The sequence below is a fragment of the Gottfriedia acidiceleris genome, from assembly GCF_002128425.1.
Lineage (GTDB): Bacteria > Bacillota > Bacilli > Bacillales > Bacillaceae_G > Gottfriedia > Gottfriedia acidiceleris.
Window position 1 is genome coordinate 1 of sequence record NZ_NESS01000003.1, and the last position, 24473, is coordinate 24473.

Genomic DNA, 24473 nt, shown 5'->3' on the forward strand with positions numbered 1-24473 from the left:
GGAAATAGGTCTTCATTTAATTTACCAAAAAACAGACTAAATGAACAACTAAAACAAAAATGCCACGAAAAATTCGTGGCATATACTTGACGAAGTCTTTTTTCAACAGCGTGAAAAAAGACAACTTTTGAAAGTTGTCTTTTTTCTTATTTATTTATTTCGAATTCATATTTCGCAATTTTTTTTTGAATTTTTGTTAAGTTATCTTCAGTTTCTTTAATTTGCTCTTTAACATTTTCTTCTTGCTGTTTCATAAGCTCTAAACGTTGATTCAAGGTTTCTTCACCACACATAGTCCAGTCGACAAATTGCTTTATTTTTTTGATTGGCATACCTGTGTTTTTTAAGCATAAGATCATTTCGATAAATTTAAGTGAATCTTCATCGAAAATTCTGTCGCCACTTTCAGTTCTTTTTAAAAAGGGTAGCAATCCTTGTTTGTCATAATATCTTAATTGAGAAATTGTTAAACTATTCAACTTTGCTACTTGTCCAATTGTATATTCCATATATCCTCATCCTTACCAAGGCATAATTCCTTTTGCATTTAGAATTTTACCATTGTAGTTTAAATCACTTATTGCATAGTCTGTAATAATTTTAGCACCTTCTGCAGTTGTTTTACCTCCAGGTGAATTTCCATTTAGATCAGTCGTTGTAAAACCTGGTGTAACACCAAAAATTTCAGGTCCATTACTTCCGAATTCTTTCCCAAATGTGAGTGTTAGTGAATTATTAGCAGTTTTTGAAGAATTATAACCAAGTATATTGATTGATGCAGTTTCTCCACAATCAAATAATGTTTGTGATGCCATATCTGTCGTAACGTTAATAATTTTTCCACGTTCAGACTTTTTAACCAGTGGTAAAAAAGTTTGAATCATTTGGAACGTTCCAAAGAAATTCACTTCAAATGCTTGTCGTAAAGTTTCAAGTTTGATTTCACTTGGCAAAATATGAAAATCTGGGGCAATTCCAGCATTATTGATTAATAGATCTAAATGATTAGTCACTTCCGAAATTTTATTTAAAGCATCCTGAATAGATTTTGTGCTAGAAACATCCACCTGAATAAATGTAACATTTGATAAACCTAAAGCCTGCATAGCTTTAGTCCCGAGATCTTCATTTCGAGCACCTAAAAATACATGGTAATTTTCTTCCGCCAACTGACGAACTACTTCTAATCCAATCCCTTTATTAGCACCTGTTACAAAAGCAAATTTTGTCATTTTTAAAACCCTCCGATTTATTATTTTGTTGCTTACAAGTCAGAGATTACAGCCTAAACCTTAGTTTAGGTCAAGGGTTTTAATATTAATTTTTTAAATTATGGTGACATTAGTCTTAAAGATTTAAATAAAAAAGCATGAAACTAAATGATTTCATGCTAAAAATATAATAAAACCATCATTTTAAACTTTGATCAGCTACTACTAAAACATCTAAATGTCGCAACTCCCTTAACAGTTTTTGAACAATCGAACCCGTTTTGATTTCTTCCCATCTAGTACGAGCTGACTGGCCCATAATAACATGAGTTGTTTTTTTTTCCCGAATGTTTTTTACTAATTCGATAAAAACATGCCGGCGATCAGTTGTCTCATATAATTCAAATGAACCACCTAATCGTTTTGTTAACTCTTTTATTTTTTTTAATGATTGCTCTTCATCTTCAGAAAATTTACCATGTTCTTTAACATAAGCTACATACAATTTAGCTTTTAATCGATAAGCAATTCGAAAACCTCTCCGTATAAGTCTTTCACTATTAGGTTTTAAATTTATACAAACAAAAATGACTTCCTCTTGTCTCCAAGGTCCTCTAAGTGTTAAATCTCTTTCCCATGCTTCAAGGCGTTCATCTACATCATCAGCTACTTCTCTGAGTGCTAATTCCCTTAAAGCAATTAAATTACCCGTTTTAAAAAAATTGTTTAGTGATTGTTCTATCTTTATTGGAGCGTAAATTCTTCCTTCTCTCATTCTTTCCCTTAGTGCTTTTGGAGAAATATCAATTAATTCAATTTCATTTGCATCTCTAAGAATATTGTCTGGTACTGTTTCTCTAACTCTAACCCCAGTTATTTGTTCGACACTATCATTTAGAGTTTCAACATGTTGTATATTCATTGTAGAAATGACTGAAATTCCAGCTTCTAAGATTGCCTCAACATCCATATATCTCTTATTAAATTTACTACCAGGTATATTCGTATGTGCTAATTCATCAATTAACACTACCTCTGGGTTTCTTTGAATAATTGCCTCAGTATCCATTTCTTCTAGTGTGGTTTCTTTGTAAGGAATGACTTTTCTCGGAATAATGTCTAAGTCTCCTACTTTTTCCAATGTTTCTTTTCGTCCGTGAGTTTCAAGTAACCCAATTACAATATCAATACCTTTTTTCTTTAACTCATTCCCCTCTCTTAACATCGTATATGTTTTTCCAACACCAGGAGCAGCTCCAATATAAACTTTTAAAGTACCACGTTTTATTTTATTAATTTCCTGGGCAAGCTCTTGCGGACTTAAACGACGGTATGGGTCTACTACTTCTTTATTTACTTGCATTGTAGGAATGACTCTTTCTCCATGTATTTCAGCTCGATCTGCAACAATAAATACATCTATGTTTTTCGTTTTTCTTAAAATTTTATTAACGATCGAACCATTGACAATCTCTTCCCAACGTGTTCTCTTTGATTGACCTAATACAATACTTGTTATATTATTCCGAATTGAATATTCAACAATTTCACTTGCAATTGAATTGCTCGTAAGTGGTAATTCTTCAAAATTCCCTCCAACTTTTTCAACAAGTTTTATAATGGAGCGTTTAAATGTTAATTCATCACTAGTAAATTTTTTATTAGGTGGTTGGAAACATACTACATGTAAATCTCCACCCAATCTTTTGGAAATTTGTTGTCCTCTTCTAACTAAAATAGAACCATTCCAATGATATTGCACTGTGACTAAAATTTTCTCTGATGCTCCAGAAGCTCCAACGATACCGTGCTTTTCACGATATTCGTCAAGTTCGTAATTTACTTCACCTGCTATAAAACGCAACGCAAGTTCACGAAGTACTGCTAAATTGCTCTTATGTAATAATTGATATCGTTTTTTGTTTTCTTCATTATTAGATTCTTCTTTTGATCTTTGTAAAATGACTTCTGGTGTAACATCTAATAACTTTACATCATCAGCCAAAGCTAAAGTATCTTCTGGAACAAATAAATTGCCCTTAACTTTACCACCAGTCAATTTATCTGCTTCATCATAAACTTCTTTTATCTCATAAATATTCATAGTTGTAATAACGCTTATATTTTTTGATATTAAATAGTTGATATCTTCTAACCGAGTAGGAAACGTAGCATCATGTCTATTTTGATGAGCTAAAGAATCAACAAGTACTACCTCTGGATTTCTAGCTATGATGGCATCTAAATCAATATCCTGTTTTAAAGAGCCACTTTCTTCCCAAGTAATTGAAGGAATTTTCTCTAAAGTACCAATTTGTTCAATCGTTTTCTGACGATTTGTTTCACTGATTAGCCCAATTACAACATCAATACCACGTTCTTTTAAAACATTACCTTCTTGGAGCATATGATACGTTTTTCCAGCACCACTTGCAGCACCGATAATAATTTTTAATCTGCCTTTTTTGATTTTCTGAATGGATTCTAATAATTCCTCAGGTGTTTTCCTACGAAACTGTGTGTCGCTCAAGATTTTCCCTCCATTCTCTATACATAAGGAAAAAGGAGAGACCATCCTCCCCTTTTATCTTAACTTCTGTAATTCTAGGTTTAATTCTAATATATTCACACGTGACTCCCCAAATATTCCTAATTGACGACCTGTTGTATGTCGATCAATTAACGATACTAATTTATCCTCTGATATACCTGTTGCCTTAGCTACCCTAGGTACCTGAGCTTTCACTGCTTCCGGTGATAAATCTGGGTCAAATCCAGATCCAGATGTCGTTACTAAATCTGCAGGTATTTTCTTACCTAGTTTACTATTTTCATTTTTAAATTCATTTATTTTCTCTTTCGTTGCTTTAACATATTCTTTTGACGCTACTGCCGCGTTCGTTGCAGCTGAAGCAGTAGGATTGTAGCTAGCAGCAGATGCTCTAGAATGAAACCATTCAGGCCCTTTAAATTCTTGAGCTAGTAATTTAGAACCCATAACTTTTCCATTCGTTTCAATTAAACTACCATCTGCTTGTTTCGGGAAAATAACCTGTGCAACCCCTGTTGTAGCTAATGGATATCCCAATCCGCAAATTAATAACAATACAATAGATGCTCTTATTGCAATCATAACTGATTTCACATTAAATCCTCCATTTCCAATCTATTAAACAAAATGCAATGTGGAAACAACCATATCGATAATTTTAATTCCAATGAACGGTGCAATTACTCCACCAAGTCCGTAGATTAATAAGTTTTTAGATAATAGTTTATTTGCATCCATAGGCTTATACTTCGCACCCTTCATCGCAACAGGAATGAGGAGAGGTATAATGATTGCATTAAAAATTAATGCAGATAGGATTGCAGACTTCGGTGAATTCAATCCCATAATATTAAGATAATCTAATTGCGGAATTGCCATAATAAATAAAGCTGGAATAATCGCGAAATATTTCGCAATATCGTTTGCGATTGAAAATGTTGTTAATGAACCACGAGTGATTAATAACTGTTTACCAATTGAAATGACAGATAGTAGTTTAGTAGGATCGGAATCTAGGTCAATCATGTTTGCTGCCTCTTTTGCAGCCATTGTTCCTGAGTTCATTGCTAAACCAACATCAGCTTGAGCTAGTGCAGGAGCATCATTTGTTCCATCGCCTGTCATCGCAACTAGCTTACCTTCATTTTGTTCTTTTTTAATTGCAGCAATTTTGTCTTCAGGCTTAGCTTCTGCAATAAATTCATCAACACCAGCTTCCCTTGCGATTGTTGCAGCTGTTAGAGGATTATCTCCTGTACACATTACCGTTTTGATCCCCATCGCTCTTAATTCATCAAATCGCTCTTTTAATCCTGGTTTAACTGTATCTTTTAAATAAATAACACCGTAAATTTGATTATTAATTGCAACAGCAAGTGGTGTTCCTCCTGCCTTTGCAACTATATTTGCTTTTTCATCAAGTTCGTTCGGGATCATTCCACCTTTAGTAGCTACATATTTTTTAACTGCATCTACCGCCCCTTTTCGAATTTCGGTTCCATCTTTTAAATTTAAACCTGACATTCTAGTTTCAGCAGTAAATTCGATAATTTCAGCATCCTTATATTCATTTTCATCCCAGCTTAGACCATTTTTATGTGCCAGTTCAACTACTGAACGTCCTTCTGGTGTTTCATCCTTTACGGAGGATTTTAAGGAAGCTAAAATTACTTCTTTTTCTGTTACACTACCAACTGGGATAAATTCACTAGCCATTCGGTTACCGAACGTAATTGTTCCAGTCTTATCTAAAATCATCGTATCAATATCTCCAGCAGCTTCAACAGCCTTACCAGACATCGCTAAAACATTAAATTGTGTTACACGATTCATCCCCGCAATTCCGATTGCAGAAAGTAATCCCCCAATTGTAGTCGGGATCAAACAAACGAGTAAAGCAATCAATGTTGCAACGTCAATTGAGACATTTAAATAATTCGCAATTGGAACAAGTGTCATTATAACGATTAAAAAAACTAAAGTTAACACTGCTAGTAAAGTAGTTAACGCAACTTCATTCGGTGTCTTTTGACGAGCTGCTCCTTCAACTAATGAAATCATTCGATCAATAAATGATTCACCAGGATCAGTCAAAATTTTCACAATAATATAATCTGAAACAACAGTAGTTCCTCCTGTAACAGATGAAAAATCTCCTCCTGCTTCTTTTATAACAGGTGCTGATTCACCAGTAATAGCTGATTCATCAATCGATGCAAGACCTTCAATAATTTCTCCATCTGAAGGAATAATTTCTCCTGTATCAACTCGAACGATATCTCCTTTTCTTAATGAAGTTGACGGTACTTCTATATAAGAACCATCTTTTTGTCTTAACTTCGCATTTGTTTCTGACTTCGTTTTTCTTAATGTATCGGCTTGCGCTTTTCCTCGTCCTTCTGCAAGTGCTTCTGCAAAGTTTGCGAAAAGTACTGTAAATAAAAGAATTAAAAATACCGCAATATTGTAAGGTCTTCCAACTGTGCTAATTCCAAAAACATCTGGTTTAATCGAAAGTACTAATGTAATAAAAGTACCTACTTCTACGATAAACATGACTGGATTTTTTATCATTACTAGTGGGTTCAATTTTTTAAACGAATCGATTACTGCTTGAGTTTTTATTTCTTTTGAAATAGGCTTATTTTCTTTAGCCATATGATCAATCTCCTCTTTCCTTATTATTGCTACTATTTAAACATTCCTAAGTGTTCTGCGATTGGTCCTAGTGCAAGTACCGGGAAAAATGTTAATGCACAAACGATTAAGATAATCGCAATTAAAATAACTGTAAATAATGGTGTATCTGTTCGGAATGTTCCAGACGTTGCTGCAACTATTTTCTTAGTAGAAAACGATCCAGCAATTGCTAACATAGCAATAATTGAAATATATCGACCAAATAACATTACTAATCCAATTACAATATTATAAAAATCAGTATTTGCTGTTAATCCTCCAAATGCTGATCCATTATTAGCAGCACCAGAAGTAATTCCATACAGTACTTCTGATAAACCATGGAACCCAGGATTTAAAATAGAAGAAATTGGCCCTTTTAATGCTAATGCTAATGCAGTTGGAACTAAGATAATTAAAGGGTGAGTTAAAATAGCAATAGAAGCTAGTTTAATTTCTTTTGCTTCAATTTTCTTTCCTAAAAATTCTGGTGTTCTTCCTACCATTAGCCCACATATAAAGACAGTTAAGATTACATATAATAAACCGTTTAATAAACCTACGCCCTTTCCTCCGAAAACATTGTTTAACATCATTTCAGCAAGAGGAATCATACCACCTATTGGCGTTAATGAATCATGCATGTTGTTAACTGAACCTGTTGTAGCAGCTGTCGTAACAGCTGTGAATAGAGCCGATTCAGATATGCCGAATCGAACTTCTTTACCTTCCATATTTCCATGTATACCAAGTGCTTGTAATGCTGGAGTACCATTATACTCTGCAACAAATACTGCAGTAAGAAGCGCTATAAACAATACACCCATTGCAGCAAATACTGCCCAACCTTGCCTTTTGTTTTTAACCATTACACCAAATGCATAAACTAATGAAGTTGGTAAAAGCATCATACATACTATGTGAACTAAGTTTGATAAAGGCGTAGGATTTTCAAATGGATGTGCAGCATTTGTACCAAAAAATCCTCCACCATTTGTACCAATATGTTTAATTGATTCCAGTGCAGCCACAGGTCCTCTAGTAATAACCTGTTTAACTCCTTCAATTGTTGTCGCATCTACAGCACCTTTTAACGTTTGTGGCACACCTTGGAATACTAAAAATAAAGCAACAATAAATGATAAAGGTAAAAATACACGAGTGATTGAACGAACTAAATCGACATAAAAGTTCCCTAAATTATCTTTACGTCCTACTAATCCCCTAATGAATGCAATAGCAACTGCAAAGCCGGTAGCAGCCGAAGTAAACATTGGAAATGTAATAGCCATCATTTGAGAGAAATACGATAGTGAATTTTCACCACTATACGCTTGCCAATTTGTATTTGTTATAAATGAAGCTGCCGTATTGAATGCCAAAGCTGATGGCATATTACCTATATGATCAGGGTTAAAAGGCAAATATTTTTGAAATCTAAAAATTGCGTATAAAATGATCAACATCACAAAATTACTTAGCAACATTGCTAAAACATATTTTTTCCAACCCATTTTCTCGTCTTCGCGTACACCTATTAAGCGATAGATTAATCGTTCAAAAGGTCCAAAAAAGCGATCTAGCCCTGTTTTTTCATTGTCATATACTTTAACAAGGTAGCTACCTACTGGCTTTACTAATAGAATAATAATTAGCAATGTAACGACTACCTGTAATATTCCCATGGACATTTAAAAATTCCTCCCAATTGTTTAACTAAATTACTAAAATTTCTCTGGTTTAATCAGAACAAAAACTAAATATAGAATAAGAACAATTCCAATAATTGCTGGAATAAGCATCTATATATCCCCCTTACGCTTTTTCACAAAAAATTGTAAACCCCCAAAAGACAACAAAAACGGTAACAAGTAGACCAATCATCGTTAAGTCATTAATCATTCAAATACTCCCCTCTCAATTGATCGATCCTTTTTGACACAAATTTCAACCTGTTTCTGAACAATAAAAAAGACCAATGGACACTAATCTTCCAGCAATTTCACTAAATTTAGTAGATATAAACATAGTTTTTAAATTAAATATGTCTACATCTACTAACGATTTAATTAATTGAAATTTGGAAGAAAAGTATTCATTGGTCTACCTAACACCCAGCTAGCGTATTGCTCTCTTTGTGTTCTGTCTCCCTGATCTTTTCTATATATAATCCAGAATTTTCCATATAAAAACAAAATAAAAAGACCCTCACAATGATTTGCTCAGGTAAATTATTGCAAAAAGGCAATAAAAAACCCGCTCAAATTAGGCGGTCTACTGACCTCCCTCGCTTTAGCCTACGAAGTTAGCTGTCGGGTAGGATGGCGAAAGAGTATCTCATCCCTTCTACATTCATGTAAAATTAACCCCAAAAAATTGGTTCCTCCGCTTACGAATGATTCGTAATTAAGCCGATATTTATTTTGCTGATTTGATTATACGGCGATGCTTTTTACATGTAAAGAGTTTTTTTTCAACAAAAATTTTTAGTTAAATTTTACCCCTTTACAATTTTATTTAACTCTGTATTATAAACATATCAACAAAATATATTTGCTGTAATCGCTAAATCGTAAATACCGAGCGGGGGAACCATTTGTGCATTGCACATGGGGTGAATCCATTGTGGTAGGGCTACTTTTCAAGCCCGAATCCGTCAGCTAACCTCGCCAGCGTTTGAAGAGAGCAAAACTTAGCGTGTTATTAATATTTCAATATACTTTCCATTGAAATGTAAATAGCTACGAGAAGATTGCTCTTCTTGTGGCTATTTTTTTGTTTTAATTAACAGTATGGGAGAGATATTAATGATATCATCGAAAAAAAAGCTTGAAATCGAATTAAGTGAGGCTTTTATAAAATTCCAAAGAGAACTAATTGGTAGAGGTCCTCAAGAAGCAAAAACTTATATAGTTGAAGATATGATCATCCTTCGATTTAAAGGCGTGTTGACAACTGAAGAGAAACATTTAGTTTCCCATAGCACAGGAAAAAGTCTTGTAAAAAAAATGCGCCAAGTTCTTAGAGAAATGTACAGTAAAGAATATGAAGAAATAGTTGAAAAACATACTGGATGTAAGGTTCTATCTAGTCATAGTGATACAAGTACAAATACTGGTGAACGAATTGAAGTTTTTATAATGGATCAAAATATTAATAAGTTAATAGAAGCTAAAAATTAAAAAATTCAGTATTAATATTAACTCAAAATAAGGAGAATGAAAAATGAATATCGCGTTTTTCTTCACCCCCAAAAATGACCTAGTTTATATGAATAATAATTCCACAATGCGTCAGGCGCTTGAAAAAATGGAACATCATCGCTATACGGCTATACCTTTAGTTGACGATAATGGCAAATATGTTGGCACAATTACTGAAGGTGATTTATTATGGAAATTAAAAAACACTACGAGCTTATCATTTACTAATACTGAAGAGATTAGTTTAAAAGAAATCTCTCTGCACAATGTATATGAGCCTGTTTCTATAAATGCACAAATAGAAGATTTATTTACAAGAGCAATAGATCAGAATTTCATTCCAGTTATTGATGATAATGAGGTTTTTATTGGAATGGTTAAGAGAAAAGAAATAATTGAGTATTGTAGAAGGCAATTATTAAATGATAAAAATAGAGCAACTACATAGAATTTGTAGTTCTCTTTTAAATTTTTATGGCGCTCTTCATTGTTGCTATTAATAGTTGATTAAGATTACTCTAAAAATAAGAATTGAAACGTAAGGTGCTCGAGACCCCTGTGGCAGATGCGGGAACTGAGATCCCATGGATAGGAAGCATCCTAGAGTGGAAATCAACAATAGTTTATAGCAGCAAAGATTAAATAACAGTGCCTTATTAACTTATATAAAAATCCTCATTAGACGGCATGAACCTTTGTATGACTGTCTCAATGTTTGGATTGGGTTTAAATGATCTATAAAAATTAAGTAATTTACCAAAGTGCAAAAGCTTATTGAATACGATTATTAAATTGAAAAGAGCTATAAACCGCAAATACTGGCGGCTTATAGCTCTTTTTCCATCCGAATTGTCACTCAATAATTTAATCTTCAAGGATTTTGTTATCAAGTTAAATTACTCCATCAATAAACAATTCACATTTAAAATAACTAACTTTATAACTAATCTAACAATTTGTCTAATCGTAATAGGATAATATGGTCTATTCAGTAATATTAATTAGTAAAGATATAAAATTGAGATTTCAATAAAACTAGACTATTGAAAGTTGGTGACAATAAAGTGAATGATAAAACTGCAAATGTAACTCATTCTACTTCTCTTTCAAAGGAAGAGCTTCTTGAATTAGACCAAAAATATGTATGGCATCATATGTCGCCTCACAATCCAAATCCAATGGTTTTAGTATCTGGAAAAAATAGTACAGTCACTGATATTGATGGTAAAAATTATTTAGACGGTATGTCTGGTTTATGGTGTGTGAACGTAGGTTACGGTCGGGAGGAAATCGGTAAAGCTGCCTCTGAACAAATGCAAGCAATTCCCTATGTTCCAATGTCTCAAGGCAATGTACCTTCCATTCTGTTAGCTGAAAAGTTAAATGAATGGTTAGGTGGAGACTATCATATTTTTTATTCTAATTCTGGATCTGATGCTAATGAAGTAGCTTTTAAGATTGCTAGGCAATACCATCAACAAAATGGTGAACCTTTGCGTTATAAATTTATCTCAAGATATCGCGCATATCATGGTAATTCGATGGGTGCTTTAAGTGCTACTGGTCAAGCTAACCGAAAAGTTAAATATGAACCTCTTAGTTCAGGTTTCCAGCATGTAGCACCGCCTTATTGCTATCGATGCCCTTTTGGTAAAACGTATGGAGATTGCGGTATCCAATGTGCAACTGCAATTGAAGATGTTATTAATTACGAAGGTGCTGAAACGATTGCGGGGATTATAATGGAGCCTGTTATTACAGGTGGAGGAGTTATTGTACCACCTACCGAATACTTATCAAAAGTTCGAAAAATTTGTGATAAATTTGGTATTTTGTTAATTGTTGATGAAGTAATTTGTGGTTTTGGCCGCTCTGGAAAACAGTTTGGACATCAAAACTTCGGTATAAAACCAGATATCGTCACAATGGCTAAAGGTATGACAAGCGCTTATTCTCCTCTTTCAGCAACTGCAGTAAGTAGCGATCTATATGAAGTATTTAAACAATCAGGGCCAGATAATCATTTTCGTCATGTTAATACGTTCGGAGGAAATCCAGCTTCATGTGCAGTTGCACTTAAAAACTTGGAAATTATTGAAAGAGAAAATTTAATAGAACGTGCTGCTTATTTAGGTAAAGAGCTCCGTAAAAAATTAGATAGTTTACTAGCTTATAAAAATGTTGGAGACATCCGAAGTTTTGGTTTTATTGCAGGAATTGAGCTTGTTGAAGATAAAAAAAGTAAAAAACCTGCAAGTCCAGAATTAGTTTTAAAAATAATAACAGAATGTAAGGCGCAAGGATTAATAATCGGTCGAAATGGGGATACGGTTCCAGGCTATAATAATATCCTTACACTTTCTCCTCCATTTACAACAACTGATGAAGAGCTAGATTTTATTGTAAATACTTTAAACAAAGCATTCTCAAAACTATAATCGTACGGGGTGATATTCTTGTCTACACAAACTAATATAAAGGTTTTAAAGAATTTTATTAATGGTGAATGGATTAAAGCTTCATCAAATGCCAGGACAATTCCCGTTCCAAATCCTGCTACTGAAGAAATATTAGCATTTGTACCTCTCTCAACTAAATCAGATTTAGAAACCGCTGTGAAAGCAGCTAAAAAAGCTTTTATTACATGGAGTAAAACACCTGTTCCAAAAAGAGCAAGAATATTATTTTCATATCAACAATTACTAATAAAGCATTGGGAAGAACTTGCTAATTTAATAACGATTGAGAATGGTAAAAGCTATAATGAGGCATACGGAGAAGTTCAACGTGGAATTGAATGTGTAGAATTTGCTGCCGGTGCACCAACATTAATGATGGGTAAACAATTACCTGATATTGCGACAAATATTGAATCGGCGATGTATCGATACCCTGTTGGAGTTGTTGGGGGAATAACGCCTTTTAATTTCCCAATGATGGTACCTTGTTGGATGTTCCCATTAGCTATTGCGTGTGGAAACACGTTTATCTTAAAGCCATCAGAACGTACTCCACTTCTTGCAAATCGTTTAGCAGAACTCTTTACCGAAGCAGGTCTTCCAAAAGGTGTATTCAATATTGTTCATGGAGCACATGAAATTGTAAACGAATTACTTCAAAACAATGATGTTCCTGCCATTTCATTTGTAGGCTCTCAACCAGTGGCAGAATATGTTTATAAAACTGCCTCCGCAAATGGTAAGCGCGTTCAAGCTCTAGCTGGTGCTAAAAATCATAGTATCGTTTTACAAGATGCAAACTTAGATGAATCGGTCAAGCAAATCATTACAGCAGCATACGGTTCAGCAGGTGAACGATGTATGGCATGCTCAGTAGTCGTAGCAGTTGGCGATATTGCCGATCCTTTAATCGAAAAATTAAAAATAGAAGCGGGTAGCATTACGATTGGAAATGGTTTAGATGAAAATGTATTCCTAGGCCCTGTCATTCGCAAGGAACATCGTGAACGGACGGAACAATATATTGAATGTGGAATACAAGAAGGTGCGACCTTATTACGAGATGGACGAAATGATTTAATTAAAAAAGAAAAAGGCTACTTTATTGGACCCACAATCTTTGATAACGTGAACCCATCTATGAAAATTTGGAAAGAAGAAATTTTCGCACCAGTTCTATCAATCGTTAGAGTCGAAACATTAGAAGAAGCGATTGAGCTAACGAACAAGTCAGATTTTGGTAATGGAGCCTGTATCTTTACAGACAGTGCATCAAGTATTCGATATTTTAGGGAGAACATTGAAGTCGGAATGCTTGGAGTAAATATTGGCGTGCCAGCACCAATGGCTTTCTTCCCATTCTCTGGTTGGAAAAACTCTTTCTATGGTGACCTACATGCAAATGGTGCAGATGGTGTCGAGTTCTATACAAGGAAAAAAATGATTACGAGTAGATTTGAGTAAATATAATTGGGCTTTTCCATTAGTTTAGGTTACTGAACAATGGGAAGCCTTATTAAATAGAAAAAATCGCATATTCCGTTAGTAAATACGGATTAGATGCGATTTTTCATTCATTCATTACTGGTTTGCCAGTATATCATCATTTAATATGGGACGTTCTGTTTTGCTCGTTCATTGCAAATTCGTTTAAAACCGAAGCAAGATTGCATCATTTTTATTTGCGATTCGGTCAATTTATTTGCAATTCGACCAATTTAACTGCGAATCACTGATCTTCACAATTAAATCCCAAACTGCTTAATAATCAACGATCCAAAATACTTCCGTGTATCAGCATTCATTATATGAAGAGTGATAAACTTCTCCTCTTCATCTGGATTTTCAAAGTCAACATAAGCACCGTCAAGCGTTTCTCTAACATTTTTAATCTTGTAGCCTTTCTTCATAAGGGAATCTATTTGATTTCTCTCGATTAGAAACTCCTTGTATGTTGACATTAGCTACTCATTCCCTTCTTACTAATCTTCTATTAAACTAGATTCACCATACTTCTTCCTCTTTAAGTACTGTCCACTACCTGCATTACCAACAAATTGCTTATCTTTTATGACAAACTCTCCACGAACTAGGACACTCACTGCCTCTCCGGATACTTCCATCCCTTCAAAAGCGTTATAGTCGACTGCCATATGGTGCGTTTCGGAGGAGATTGTTCGTTTACAATTCGGATCAAAAATAACTAAATCCGCATCTGATCCAACTGCAATTGTTCCTTTTTGAGGGTACAATCCAAATAGCTTAGCACTTCTTGTAGAAGCAATGTCAACAAATTGATTTAATGATATTCTGCCTTTTTTTACACCTTCTGAGAACAATATACTTACTCGATCTTCAATCATAGGTCCACCGTTTGGAATTTTTGAAAAATCGTCACGGCCTAGATCCTTTTGTCCCTTAAAGTCAAAAGAACATTGATCGGATCCTAATGTTTGCAGATTTCCATTTTTTAGTGCATTCCATAACACATCTTGGTTCCATTTTTCGCGAAGTGGTGGAGACCAAACATATTTTGCTCCTTCAAAGTCAGGTTTGTCTAGCATAGACTGATCAAGTACTAAGTATTGTGGACATGTTTCACCCCATATATCAATTCCATTATTTCGAGCTTCCGTTATCTTTTCAACTGCCTCGGCACAAGTAACATGAACGACATATAATTGTGAATTTGCTAAACCAGTTAATGTAGCAGCTCTTCCTGTCGCTTCACCCTCTACTTCTGGAGGTCGTGTTAATGCATGGTAAATAGGTTCTACTTTTCCTTCAGCTAAAGCTTGATTGATTAAATAATCTACTACATCTCCATTTTCCGCATGCACCATTACTAATGCCCCATATTCTTTTGCTGCTAATAGCGTACGGTACAATGTCGCATCATCAGCTTGAAATACATTTTTATATGCCATAAATACTTTAAATGAAGTAATTCCCTCTTTTTCTATTACTTTAGGTAACTCTTTTAATACATCATCATTTATTTCACCAATCATAAGGTGAAAACTATAATCGATCACTGCTTTATTTTTCGACTTTTCATGCCATGTATCGATTGCTTTTTGAAGTGGTTCACCTTTATTCGTTAAACAAAAGTCAATAATTGTTGTTGTCCCACCAAAAGCAGCAGCAATTGTTCCTGATTCAAAATCATCTTTTGTGACAGTTCCACCAAATGGCATATCTAAATGCGTATGCGGATCTACTCCACCTGGAAATATATAATGGCCTGACGCATCAATCACTTCGACATTTTTACAAACTAAATTTAGCCCAATTGCAGTAATTTTATTTTCCTCTATTAAAATATCAGCCTTATACGTGTCCGTTGCAGTAACAATCGTTCCATTTCGAATAATTTTCTTCATTTTCTTTTCCTTCCCCTGTTTAAAATTGAATATTGATTAGATCGAGCTAATACTTTTAAAGCTTGTTGACGTTCATTCCAAGTCATCGAAGGCTCATTACTTGGAACCCCTACCATACTAATGGCACTATCGACTGGACATACAATTTTGCATAAATTGCATCCTACGCAATCTTCCTCCCGAACCTTTAAATATGACTTTCCATTTTCATCTATTGCCATATCGATACATTGGTGAGATGTATCTTCACAAGCAATATGACATTTGTTGCAGTTAATGCACTCTTCAGTATCAATCCTGGCAACTACTTGATAATTTAAATCTAAATTTCCCCAATCTGAATATTTATGAACCGCTTTACCAACTAGCTCCGTAACTGAGGAAAGACCTTTTTCGTCTAAATAATTATTTAAACCATCAATCATGTCTTCAACAATACGGAAACCATGATGCATTGCTGCTGTACAAATTTGAACTCCGGTCGCTCCCATTAATAAAAACTCTACTGCATTTTGCCAATTCGATATACCACCAATACCGGAAATTGGTACTGATATTCGCGGGTTACGCGCACATTCTGCCACCATATTTAATGCAATTGGTTTTACTGCTGGTCCACAATATCCACCATGTGCTCCTTTCCCTGCAACATGTGGAACCGTATTCCAAGAATCTAAATCAACACCCATTAAACTATTGATCGTGTTAATCATACTGACTGCGTTCGCCCCACCTCGAACTGCCGCTTCCGCCGTTACCGTAATATCTGTAATGTTTGGAGTTAGTTTTACAATGACAGGTGTTTTGGCTACTTCTTTTACCCAAAAAGTTTGTTGCTCTACCAACGCAGGAACTTGACCGGATGCAGATCCCATTCCTCTTTCTGCCATTCCATGTGGACATCCAAAGTTAAGTTCTAAACCATCAACCCCAACATCCTCTACTCTTTTTACTATTTCATGCCATTTATATTGTTGCGGTTCAACCATAAGTGATGCGATAATCGCTCGGTCTGGAAATCTTTTTTTCGTTTCATAAATTTCTTTTAAATTTACTTCAAGAGGTCGATCAGATATCAGTTCAATATTATTAAATCCTGCAACTCTTTGTCCGTTAAAGTTAATAGCTGCAAATCGTGAGGAGGTATTAATAATTGGTTCCCCTAACGTTTTCCAAACAGCCCCACCCCAACCAGCTTCAAACGCACGTTGGACCTGATAACCCGAATTTGTTGGAGGAGCAGAAGCAAGCCAAAATGGGTTAGGTGACTGTATGCCCGCAAGATTGATACGTAGATCTGCCATGAAAGAAAACCTCCTTTTAAGTGTTTAACTGTTTATGAATCGCATAAGCTACTTCTTTTCCTTGTTGTGCTGCAGTCACTACCATCGCTTCACCTTGCCCTTTACCAAAAATGACATCACCGCAAGCATATACTTTAGGATTAGACGTCTGAAAAGTTTCTTGATTGATTTTTACAACTCCTTTTGTGTGTTCTAATCCAAATTGTTCGATTAACTCTATATAGCGAGTTTGCCCAATCGCTTTTATGACCCCGTTAACTGGAATCGTGAAATTAGAATTAGGTATAAGTACAGGACGGCGGCGACCGTCTTTTCCAACTTCACCTAATTCCAAACGAACACACTCCAATGCGATTACTTTTCCGTTTTCACCAATTATCCGTATTGGTAAAGTTAGCCATCGGAATTCCACACCATCTTGCTTAGCAAAATCATATTCAAATTGATAAGCGCTCATCTCTGATTGCGTCCTACGATATAAAATTTTGACATTGCCTGCGCCTAAACGAACAGAACATGTCGCAGCATCAATTGCGGTATTGCCGGCACCTATTACAGCAATGTTTTTACCTATAAAACGATTTGATAACTCGCCTGATTTTGTCTCTTTTACAAAATCAATTGCATCGTAAACTCCGTCCAAATCCTCTCCCTCAATATCTAGCATCGGAACTTTCCCCATACCTATAGCCAGTACGACCATGTCATAGTTTGCTAATAATTCACCGGAAGAAATATCCGAACCGACTCTAGTATTCGTTTGAATTTTGACATCCAACTTTTCAATTTGTTGAACTTCCCAGCTTGATATACTCTTTGGTAACCTGAACGAAACGATTCCATAACGATTTAATCCACCAGCATGATTTTCCGCTTCAAAAATCGTTACTTCGTAGCCTAATAGGGCAAGTTCACGGGCTGCTGCTAATCCGGATGGACCACTACCAACTATTGCAACTGTTTTTCCGTTCTTCTTACCAGCCTTGAATAATACTTGATTATTTTTTATCGCCCAATCAGTTGAATAACGTTGTAAATTACCAATCATGATCGGTTTTGTAGAGTGGTTGAGTACGCATGCACCTTCACACAGTTCTTCTGTAGGACAAACTCTAGCACAGCTTGCTCCAACAGGATTAGATGTCATGATTGTTTTGGCTGATCCCTTTAAATTGCCTGAACCAATTTTTTTTATAAACGAAGGAATGTCAATCCCAGTTGGACATGCTTTAATACATGGGGCATCATAGCAATAAAGACATCGATGTGCTTCTTCAAATGCTTCTCGGTCCGATAACCCAGGATGTACTTCTTCAAAGTTCTTCGATAAATTCTCTAACGAAACTCTATTCACTAACAACACCCTCCCGTTAGGCTACAAAATTACTTTTTAAGAAAGCAGACTATACGATTGTTTCAATGATTTTCTTCTGATTCATTAGAAAAGCCGGTTTCAAGTAAGAACAATTACTTACTTTCTTTCTTAAAAAGGTAAAGCTTTTTCTAAAATTGAGGTATTTCAATATATGTTTTAATACATAAATTTAGACATGTTTATGTAAGGGGTTGTCAGAGCTAATTAATAAATATTAAAGCTTTCGATTTAGAAGTTGTAGAAAGCTCTTCTTTTTGAATAGAATTCAATTTTAGGTTGTTGTATTAGAAAAAAATAAAAGCTCAAACCCTTATAGACTTAGGTTTGAGCTTCTTTAAATTATGATTTTGTTATTTTTCTTAAAATTTATTCTTCACGAAAACATTAAATCGTTTTCTATAAAAGTAAATTAGTAAAGCAATAATTAACAGTCCTAAAATGATTTTACCGAATAAAGTGAATTCTAGCACTTGATTGACAGAATACGATTCAAATAAAACCACGGGAAACTTCCCAATAATACTTGCTAAAATAAAGCTTGACCAAGTAATCTTTCCAAATGCAGCAATTAAAGTAATCAAACTAGATGGAATAAAAGGAATAAAACGTATAAATATCAAGCTATAAAAAGCTTCTCTTCCTTCCAGGTTTATAAGTCTATTAACTAGCTTAAATTTACTTGAATTACTAATAAATCTTTTTTGTAGACCCTTCCTATACAAAAAGAATGAGATTAACGTACCGATTAACTCACCGATGAAAGAGACCATAAATCCACCGGTAAAACCAAATAATTTGATATTCATTGCAGTTAAGAACCAACTTGGTATAAAACCAACGATACTAACTAGTATATTTATTAAAATACTAAGGATAGCCGCATAATCTTTATATGTATTTAAAAAGTGCTCTACTACAGAAAGTGTCATAATTTTCCCCCATCTTTTAACCACTTAATTGTACAACATTTAATATGATAAAAAAGCTAAGCATCCAAAAATACATAAATCTTCCAAATTTAATACCTATTTACTATTTTAGACATTGAAAATTTAATCATACTAACTAATTTAAATTTAATTTTTCAAACAAAAAAAAGATGACTTCGAATACAATTCGAAATCATCTTTATGGAAATTTTTATTCTTCTTCAGTTTGTCCTTGGAAAAATATAAATAAATATTTTACTAATTCTAAAACTGAAATTAAAGTTGCTGCTAAATACGTAAGGGCAGCAGCTCCTAATACTTTATTTACACCTTTTCTGTCAGTGTCATGGATTATGCCTTCTGCTAACATTAATGTTTTCGCACGTGAACTAGCATTATATTCAACTGGTAAAGTGATTAATTGAAATGCTACTGCTACTGAAAAAAGTAAAATCCCTACTCCAATTAAAGAAAATGCTTGAAGTAAAAATCCAGCTAGTAGTAATAAGGGTGCTGCACCCGATGCAATGTTAACAACTGGAAAGATTCGATGACGAAGTGTTAAAAAACCATATGAAGTATCATGCTGAATAGCATGACCTACTTCGTGTGCTGCAACTGAAACTGACGCAATCGATCTTCCAAAGTATACTTCTTCAGATAAACGAACTGTTCTTGCCATAGGATCATAATGATCTGATAAACGGCCAGATACCACTTCTACAGGTACGTTCGATAAATTATTTTTATTTAAAATATGTCTTGCCACTTCAGCTCCGGTTAACCCTCCTGATGCAGGCACTTCAGCCCAGTGATTAAAACTAGATTTCACTTTAAATTGAGCCCAAATCGATAATCCAAAGGCAATAATAATTAGGAAATCCATAGGGTGAAAAAACATTTAAATTCTCTCCTTTTAAAGAATAAATGACAATAATGTCTGAATTAATTCTGATGTTTGTGACGTTAATTGACGGATAATATTTAGCTTTTGTTCTTCATTTAGGTTTTCTAGTAAATATTTTAATTGTGACAATTCTGTCTTCAGTTGACTCATATGAATTGTTACTTCTTCAGTTAACGGCACGATACTATCGTCTTCAACCAAAGTTTTTTTCTTATCTAAAATCTCTTTTATTTCTTGGAGTGGTAAGTGCATGGATTTACATTGTTCAATAAATTTTAAAGTTTCTAAAGAAGCTTCATCATAAAAACGATGTCCTGATTCCGAACGCTGTGGCTCAAGTAATCCTAAGTTTGTATAATAATCAATTGTGCGCTTAGACACTCCGACTTCTTTTGCTAGTTCTCCAATTTTATAAACAATCCCAATGTTCTCACCTTCCTTATATTTATATTATATGTTAATTCAATAAAAACGTACAGTGAAACGTTCTATTGTTCGAATTTAAAACTAAAAAAAACAGAAGATATCTACGTTTTAAAAAACAGAATAGTAACAAAAACAATGGGGAAAATAGGGTAAAATTACCAACTGCAGAAAAGAGGAGAATTAAATGATAGCTGACCGAAATTTGGATAAAAATGAAAAATCGCTTCGGGAATTGCTATTTAACAGTTCTGACTTTAAATCAAGTGATTTCGGGAGTAATGACCGACGTTACCGCTTATTTTATTTGGATACTATGATCGATGATAAATCGGTGCAAGAATATATCATTCGTCCTTTGCTTAACAATACAAATATCAGTATACGTGAAGCTGTTTCCATTCTCGATTACAGTGAAACTGAACTTCTTTCTGCTGCTTCGAATGCGCTCATTGAAGGAAAAACAATCGTCCAGATTGATGGCGAATCAAAACTTTATTTACTTCAAACCGAGCTAGTTAAAGAACGCTCAGTAAACATTCCAATAAATGAACGTGTTTTACGCGGATCACACACAGCGTTCAATGAAAGTCTGAATACGAATCTAAATATTATACGAAGCCTTGTTGCTACTCCAGATCTTGTCGTTAAGTATTTTCAAGTTGGGCGTAGGTCAAACACAAAGGTTGCTATACTTTATTTGCAATCACTTGCAAATGATGTAGTTTTACAGGAATTTGAACGTAGAATTTCAAATATTGATACAGATTACATTGAAGCGCCAGGATTTTTACAAGAACTAATACAAGATAAAAAATTCTCTCTATTTCCAAAAATGCTCGTATCGGAAAGACCTGACCGAGTAAAATCTTACTTGATGGATGGAAAAATTGGTTTTTTAACCGATGGTGCTCCAGAATGTGCATTCGTTCCAATTTCGTTTTGGGCATTTTTTCAAAGTCCAGATGATTACCAAGTGAGTTGGTTATTTGGAAGCGTATTAAGATTTCTCCGTATTCTCTGTTTTATTTTGGCAATTAGTTTGCCTGGAATTTATGTTGCACTTGTTACATTCGATCCTAGAGTTCTCCCATTAGAAATTGCACTAACCTTGCAAAGCTCTATGCAATATGTCTCTATGCCACCTGTATTAGAAGCAATCACAATGCTAGCCATACTCGAGGTATTAAAAGAGGCAACTGTTCGTTTACCTAATCCAATTGGTCAGACGATAGGTGTCGTCGGTGGAATTGTAATTGGAACCGTCGTTGTTCAATCCAATCTAATTTCAAATATGATGGTAATCATCACAGCACTTACCGGTATTGCTTCATTTATTATACCTACTTATGAAATGAGTAATACTGCTCGCTTATTAGCTTATCCTTTTATCGTCATAGCTGCAGTTTTTGGGCTAATCGGATTGGAAATTTCATATTTGTTGGTTTTAACACATCTATCCCGGATGAATACATTTGGCATTCCATACTTTTACAATTGGTTTAATGGCGATACGATTAAAGATACTATTTTCAGAGCACCATTTAGGAGCTTGAAAAAACGTCCAATAGAAAGCTTGGCTAAAGACAAGATCAGAATGGAAGATCCTAGGAGTGAAACTGAATGATTCAATTAAAAAAAATTTCCATTAATCAACTTATTTGTCTTGTCGTTTTGAACCAAGTGGGAGTGAGCGTTTTATCAATTCCTTATAAAATGTCTCAAATATCAGGCTATGATTCCTGGATGTCTCTAATTATTGGGGGGATTATAGCTCAAATTGGAATATTTGTTGTCTATCAACTTGGAAAAACTTATCCTGATCGACCGATACAACAGTATATTACTTCAATTACAGGAAAAACATTAGGATTGATTATAAACTTGCTTTTTGCGGTATATTGTGCTGAATCTTGTTTAATGCTCGTGGTTTCTTATACAGATGTCATTAATCGATGGTTGTTATTTGAAACACCTTGGTTCGTCCTAATTGGGCTCTTAATTTTAGTCATAGGGTATATTGCTTCATCGACACTTCGTTCGATATCGACAATTACACAGTCTATCATGTTCATCTTCCTAGTATGTTTTGGAATCATTTTAATCAGTGGTTTTGGAAACGGGGACATACGTCATTTTCTACCTATAGGTACTCATGGAATTGCTTCCATCTTAAAAGGTGCTATCCCTTCATTTTGGGCATATGCTGGATATGAACTTCTTCTGTACGTATTTCCATATGTAAAATGTAAAAAAAAGAAAAATATTTTAGTTGCTATGTCTGTAGCTAATGGGATAACGACATTTTTCTACGTTTTTATAGCTTTTATAGTGACTTACAACTTTAGTGAAAAACAATTAAATCATATCCCGGAGCCAATGATTTTTATTCTTCGTAAATTCAGATGGCCAGTAGTACAAAGTCTAGATATATTCTTTATAACAATCTGGCTATCGGTAACTTTGGTTACAGCTTATATTTACTTATTTTTGTCTGCTCGTTATTTAGCTTTTCTTGGTAAAAAAGAAAATCAAAAACATTCACTGTTAGTGTGGGTTATAGCAATCTTTTGTTTTGTGGCAGGAATATTGTTTACTGAAAGACAGCTGTTGCCCAAATTTTCTAAGTTTCATAACATTTCAACAGCAATCATTATAATGGGAGTGCCTACAATACTACTACTAATATCTTTTGTTAAAGAAAAGGTGGCGAGTAAATGAAAAAATCCATAATTTTATTACTTCTATTGCCTCTATTGACAGGATGTTGGGATCGACTTTACTTAAAAAAGCTGCAATTGGTTGATGTAAATGGTTTTGACTTAAATGAAAAAACTGGTGAAGTAGGGGCTTTTTTTCTCATTACGAAGCTTAAAAGCACAGGACAGGGTACCGGGGAGTCTATTTCAGTATTGAATGAACTGAAAGGACCGTCATTAGCAGAGGCAATTGGCCAATGGGAATTTACTAATCAGTCTCCTTTCATAGGAATTAGTACGAGAGTTTATTTAATAAGTAAAAGTTTCGCTTCAGTTGATCCTGTTTCAGAACTTGATTTTTTACTCGGGGCACCCTATTCATCTATTAACACCCCCTTAGTTGTAGTTGACGGGAATTTTTCGAAAGTATTTGAAACTGCTACAGATCCCAAAAAAGAGTTTTCGAAAGATTTAAATGAGTTTGTTGCCTCAATGGAGAAGAACAGAACGATTCCAACTGTTTCGATGATGAATTTTATACAATCCCGTGATGATCCGTTATGTGATATAGCATTACCTATGCTAAGTCAAATAAATTCAGACTTGGAACTAAATGGTGCGTTATTATACCATAATGGTAAACCTACTGGGAAAACACTTGATCGAGATCAAGTAAAACTGATGATGTTAATGGAAGGTGGAAATACAGGAAGGCAAAGATTTACGGGGAATTTTAAAAGGGATACTGAAAATAAATCTGGCAAAAATGGTGAAAAATCTTATTCTGAAACTGCGAATAAAAATAATTTCGGATTTACGGTCAAAAGAAACTTTTCAAAAATTATCGTTTCCAATAGGTCAAATAAATTACCAAAAATTGAGGTAAAAGTAAAGTTGCAAGTTAGTGCTTTTGAACTTGGTAAAGAAGGACATAAGTTAAAGCCTGATTATGTTCAAATGGAAAAAGCTCTAAGCAGGCACTTTGAAGAAATGGCATTGGCAACAATAAAGACAATGCAATCAGCAAATTCAGACGTTCTCGGTATTGGTATAGAATTAAAAGCATTCCACCCTAATGTTTGGAAGTCTTTAGATTGGAGAAAAGATTATCCAAAAATGACGATTGAGCCGAACATTGAGATTGATATACTTAATACTTAAATAGAGTGTTAAACTAATTTCACTACAAGATTAAACTTCCCCTCAACTTTTGCGGGGGCTTTTTTCTGATTAGACAATAGTGATTTGCCCAAATCTTATTTTAATTTGTTGTTATTTTTTTATGTAATGCAGCAGCCTATTTGGGTCGCTGCTTTATTTAAATTTTAGATAATCTTACTTTCTATTTAA

21 protein-coding genes and 2 riboswitches are annotated in these 24473 nt (G+C 34.3%); of the genes, 7 read left to right on the plus strand and 14 right to left on the minus strand.

Going from position 1 to position 24473, the window contains the following annotated elements; genetic code table 11:
- Nucleotides 1–146 precede the first annotated feature (146 nt).
- The 7 genes from B6K90_RS06540 to B6K90_RS24515 form a co-directional block, all read right to left on the minus strand.
- Entirely contained in the window at nt 147–509 is a 363-nt protein-coding gene (locus B6K90_RS06540) for a MerR family transcriptional regulator (protein WP_088011947.1), read from the minus strand.
- 12 nt (nt 510–521) lie between these two features.
- Nucleotides 522–1232: an SDR family NAD(P)-dependent oxidoreductase gene (locus B6K90_RS06545; RefSeq protein WP_088011948.1), complete on the minus strand. Its 711-nt coding sequence runs from the start codon at nt 1230–1232 to the stop codon at nt 522–524.
- 178 nt (nt 1233–1410) lie between these two features.
- Nucleotides 1411–3741: a universal stress protein gene (locus tag B6K90_RS24420; protein ID WP_328588102.1), complete on the minus strand. Its 2331-nt coding sequence runs from the start codon at nt 3739–3741 to the stop codon at nt 1411–1413.
- 54 nt (nt 3742–3795) lie between these two features.
- Complete coding sequence (kdpC, locus tag B6K90_RS06555) at nt 3796–4356, minus strand: potassium-transporting ATPase subunit KdpC (RefSeq protein ID WP_088011950.1); 561 nt, start codon at nt 4354–4356, stop codon at nt 3796–3798.
- A gap of 24 nt (nt 4357–4380) precedes the next feature.
- Entirely contained in the window at nt 4381–6420 is a 2040-nt protein-coding gene (kdpB, locus tag B6K90_RS06560; RefSeq protein WP_088011951.1) for a potassium-transporting ATPase subunit KdpB, read from the minus strand.
- Between the two features lie 32 nt (nt 6421–6452).
- Nucleotides 6453–8126, minus strand: coding sequence for a potassium-transporting ATPase subunit KdpA (kdpA, locus tag B6K90_RS06565; protein WP_088012317.1), 1674 nt, complete (start codon nt 8124–8126; stop codon nt 6453–6455).
- Between the two features lie 39 nt (nt 8127–8165).
- Nucleotides 8166–8243, minus strand: coding sequence for a potassium-transporting ATPase subunit F (locus tag B6K90_RS24515; protein WP_088012318.1), 78 nt, complete (start codon nt 8241–8243; stop codon nt 8166–8168).
- Between the two features lie 477 nt (nt 8244–8720).
- Nucleotides 8721–8864, minus strand: a riboswitch (cyclic di-AMP (ydaO/yuaA leader).
- A gap of 130 nt (nt 8865–8994) precedes the next feature.
- Nucleotides 8995–9132, plus strand: a riboswitch (cyclic di-AMP (ydaO/yuaA leader).
- 116 nt (nt 9133–9248) lie between these two features.
- Between B6K90_RS24515 and B6K90_RS06575 the strand changes: the two genes are divergently transcribed.
- The 4 genes from B6K90_RS06575 (at nt 9249) to B6K90_RS06590 (ending at nt 13567) form a co-directional block, all read left to right on the plus strand.
- On the plus strand, nt 9249–9623 hold the full coding sequence (locus tag B6K90_RS06575; protein ID WP_088011952.1) for a DUF2294 domain-containing protein: 375 nt from the start codon (nt 9249–9251) through the stop codon (nt 9621–9623).
- A 43-nt stretch (nt 9624–9666) separates the two neighbouring features.
- Entirely contained in the window at nt 9667–10092 is a 426-nt protein-coding gene (locus tag B6K90_RS06580; RefSeq protein WP_088011953.1) for a CBS domain-containing protein, read from the plus strand.
- Nucleotides 10093–10708: 616 nt separating this feature from the next.
- Nucleotides 10709–12082 carry an aspartate aminotransferase family protein gene (locus tag B6K90_RS06585; RefSeq protein WP_088011954.1) on the plus strand — a complete coding sequence of 458 codons (1374 nt, stop codon included), beginning with the start codon at nt 10709–10711 and terminating at the stop codon, nt 12080–12082.
- Nucleotides 12083–12100: 18 nt separating this feature from the next.
- Nucleotides 12101–13567: a CoA-acylating methylmalonate-semialdehyde dehydrogenase gene (locus tag B6K90_RS06590; RefSeq protein WP_088011955.1), complete on the plus strand. Its 1467-nt coding sequence runs from the start codon at nt 12101–12103 to the stop codon at nt 13565–13567.
- A gap of 281 nt (nt 13568–13848) precedes the next feature.
- On the opposite strand, the gene B6K90_RS06595 is transcribed toward B6K90_RS06590, so the two are convergent.
- The 7 genes from B6K90_RS06595 to B6K90_RS06625 form a co-directional block, all read right to left on the minus strand.
- On the minus strand, nt 13849–14064 hold the full coding sequence (locus B6K90_RS06595; RefSeq protein WP_088011956.1) for a hypothetical protein: 216 nt from the start codon (nt 14062–14064) through the stop codon (nt 13849–13851).
- Between the two features lie 21 nt (nt 14065–14085).
- On the minus strand, nt 14086–15486 hold the full coding sequence (hydA, locus tag B6K90_RS06600) for a dihydropyrimidinase (protein WP_088011957.1): 1401 nt from the start codon (nt 15484–15486) through the stop codon (nt 14086–14088).
- Nucleotides 15483–16790 carry an NAD-dependent dihydropyrimidine dehydrogenase subunit PreA gene (gene preA, locus B6K90_RS06605; protein WP_088011958.1) on the minus strand — a complete coding sequence of 436 codons (1308 nt, stop codon included), beginning with the start codon at nt 16788–16790 and terminating at the stop codon, nt 15483–15485. The genes hydA and preA overlap by 4 nt, the downstream gene beginning before the upstream one ends.
- A gap of 16 nt (nt 16791–16806) precedes the next feature.
- A complete protein-coding gene (locus tag B6K90_RS06610; RefSeq protein ID WP_407920502.1) occupies nt 16807–18144 on the minus strand; it encodes an NAD(P)-dependent oxidoreductase in 1338 nt (445 codons plus the stop codon).
- Nucleotides 18145–18524: 380 nt separating this feature from the next.
- Complete coding sequence (locus tag B6K90_RS06615; protein ID WP_088011960.1) at nt 18525–19094, minus strand: TVP38/TMEM64 family protein; 570 nt, start codon at nt 19092–19094, stop codon at nt 18525–18527.
- Between the two features lie 211 nt (nt 19095–19305).
- Nucleotides 19306–19995 (minus strand): zinc metallopeptidase, encoded by a 690-nt coding sequence (locus tag B6K90_RS06620; RefSeq protein WP_088011961.1) that lies wholly within the window; start codon nt 19993–19995, stop codon nt 19306–19308.
- 15 nt (nt 19996–20010) lie between these two features.
- Entirely contained in the window at nt 20011–20421 is a 411-nt protein-coding gene (locus B6K90_RS06625) for a MerR family transcriptional regulator (protein WP_088011962.1), read from the minus strand.
- A gap of 190 nt (nt 20422–20611) precedes the next feature.
- Between B6K90_RS06625 and B6K90_RS06630 the strand changes: the two genes are divergently transcribed.
- Genes B6K90_RS06630 through B6K90_RS06640 form a run of 3 tightly spaced genes read left to right on the plus strand, consistent with a single transcriptional unit; the run spans nt 20612 to nt 24284 of the window.
- The gene (locus B6K90_RS06630) at nt 20612–22051 is read left to right on the plus strand and encodes a spore germination protein (protein ID WP_088011963.1); all 1440 of its coding nucleotides are present in this window, start codon (nt 20612–20614) and stop codon (nt 22049–22051) included.
- The gene (locus B6K90_RS06635; protein WP_088011964.1) at nt 22048–23145 is read left to right on the plus strand and encodes a GerAB/ArcD/ProY family transporter; all 1098 of its coding nucleotides are present in this window, start codon (nt 22048–22050) and stop codon (nt 23143–23145) included. Before B6K90_RS06630 ends, B6K90_RS06635 begins: the two co-directional genes overlap by 4 nt.
- Nucleotides 23142–24284: a Ger(x)C family spore germination protein gene (locus B6K90_RS06640; RefSeq protein WP_088011965.1), complete on the plus strand. Its 1143-nt coding sequence runs from the start codon at nt 23142–23144 to the stop codon at nt 24282–24284. Before B6K90_RS06635 ends, B6K90_RS06640 begins: the two co-directional genes overlap by 4 nt.
- The last annotated feature ends 189 nt before the right edge of the window (nt 24285–24473 follow it).

What these genes read in the sequence shown, in the direction of transcription:
- preA (WP_088011958.1), bottom strand. Translation starts at nt 16,790, where the DNA reads ATGGCAGATCTACGTATCAATCTTGCGGGCATACAGTCACCTAACCCA.
- B6K90_RS06580 (WP_088011953.1), top strand. Translation starts at nt 9,667, where the DNA reads ATGAATATCGCGTTTTTCTTCACCCCCAAAAATGACCTAGTTTATATG.
- kdpB (WP_088011951.1), bottom strand. Translation starts at nt 6,420, where the DNA reads ATGGCTAAAGAAAATAAGCCTATTTCAAAAGAAATAAAAACTCAAGCA.
- B6K90_RS06630 (WP_088011963.1), top strand. Translation starts at nt 20,612, where the DNA reads ATGATAGCTGACCGAAATTTGGATAAAAATGAAAAATCGCTTCGGGAA.
- B6K90_RS06575 (WP_088011952.1), top strand. Translation starts at nt 9,249, where the DNA reads ATGATATCATCGAAAAAAAAGCTTGAAATCGAATTAAGTGAGGCTTTT.
- kdpA (WP_088012317.1), bottom strand. Translation starts at nt 8,126, where the DNA reads ATGGGAATATTACAGGTAGTCGTTACATTGCTAATTATTATTCTATTA.
- B6K90_RS06640 (WP_088011965.1), top strand. Translation starts at nt 23,142, where the DNA reads ATGAAAAAATCCATAATTTTATTACTTCTATTGCCTCTATTGACAGGA.
- B6K90_RS06540 (WP_088011947.1), bottom strand. Translation starts at nt 509, where the DNA reads ATGGAATATACAATTGGACAAGTAGCAAAGTTGAATAGTTTAACAATT.
- B6K90_RS06545 (WP_088011948.1), bottom strand. Translation starts at nt 1,232, where the DNA reads ATGACAAAATTTGCTTTTGTAACAGGTGCTAATAAAGGGATTGGATTA.
- B6K90_RS24515 (WP_088012318.1), bottom strand. Translation starts at nt 8,243, where the DNA reads ATGCTTATTCCAGCAATTATTGGAATTGTTCTTATTCTATATTTAGTT.
- B6K90_RS06620 (WP_088011961.1), bottom strand. Translation starts at nt 19,995, where the DNA reads ATGTTTTTTCACCCTATGGATTTCCTAATTATTATTGCCTTTGGATTA.
- hydA (WP_088011957.1), bottom strand. Translation starts at nt 15,486, where the DNA reads ATGAAGAAAATTATTCGAAATGGAACGATTGTTACTGCAACGGACACG.
- B6K90_RS06595 (WP_088011956.1), bottom strand. Translation starts at nt 14,064, where the DNA reads ATGTCAACATACAAGGAGTTTCTAATCGAGAGAAATCAAATAGATTCC.
- B6K90_RS06635 (WP_088011964.1), top strand. Translation starts at nt 22,048, where the DNA reads ATGATTCAATTAAAAAAAATTTCCATTAATCAACTTATTTGTCTTGTC.
- B6K90_RS06615 (WP_088011960.1), bottom strand. Translation starts at nt 19,094, where the DNA reads ATGACACTTTCTGTAGTAGAGCACTTTTTAAATACATATAAAGATTAT.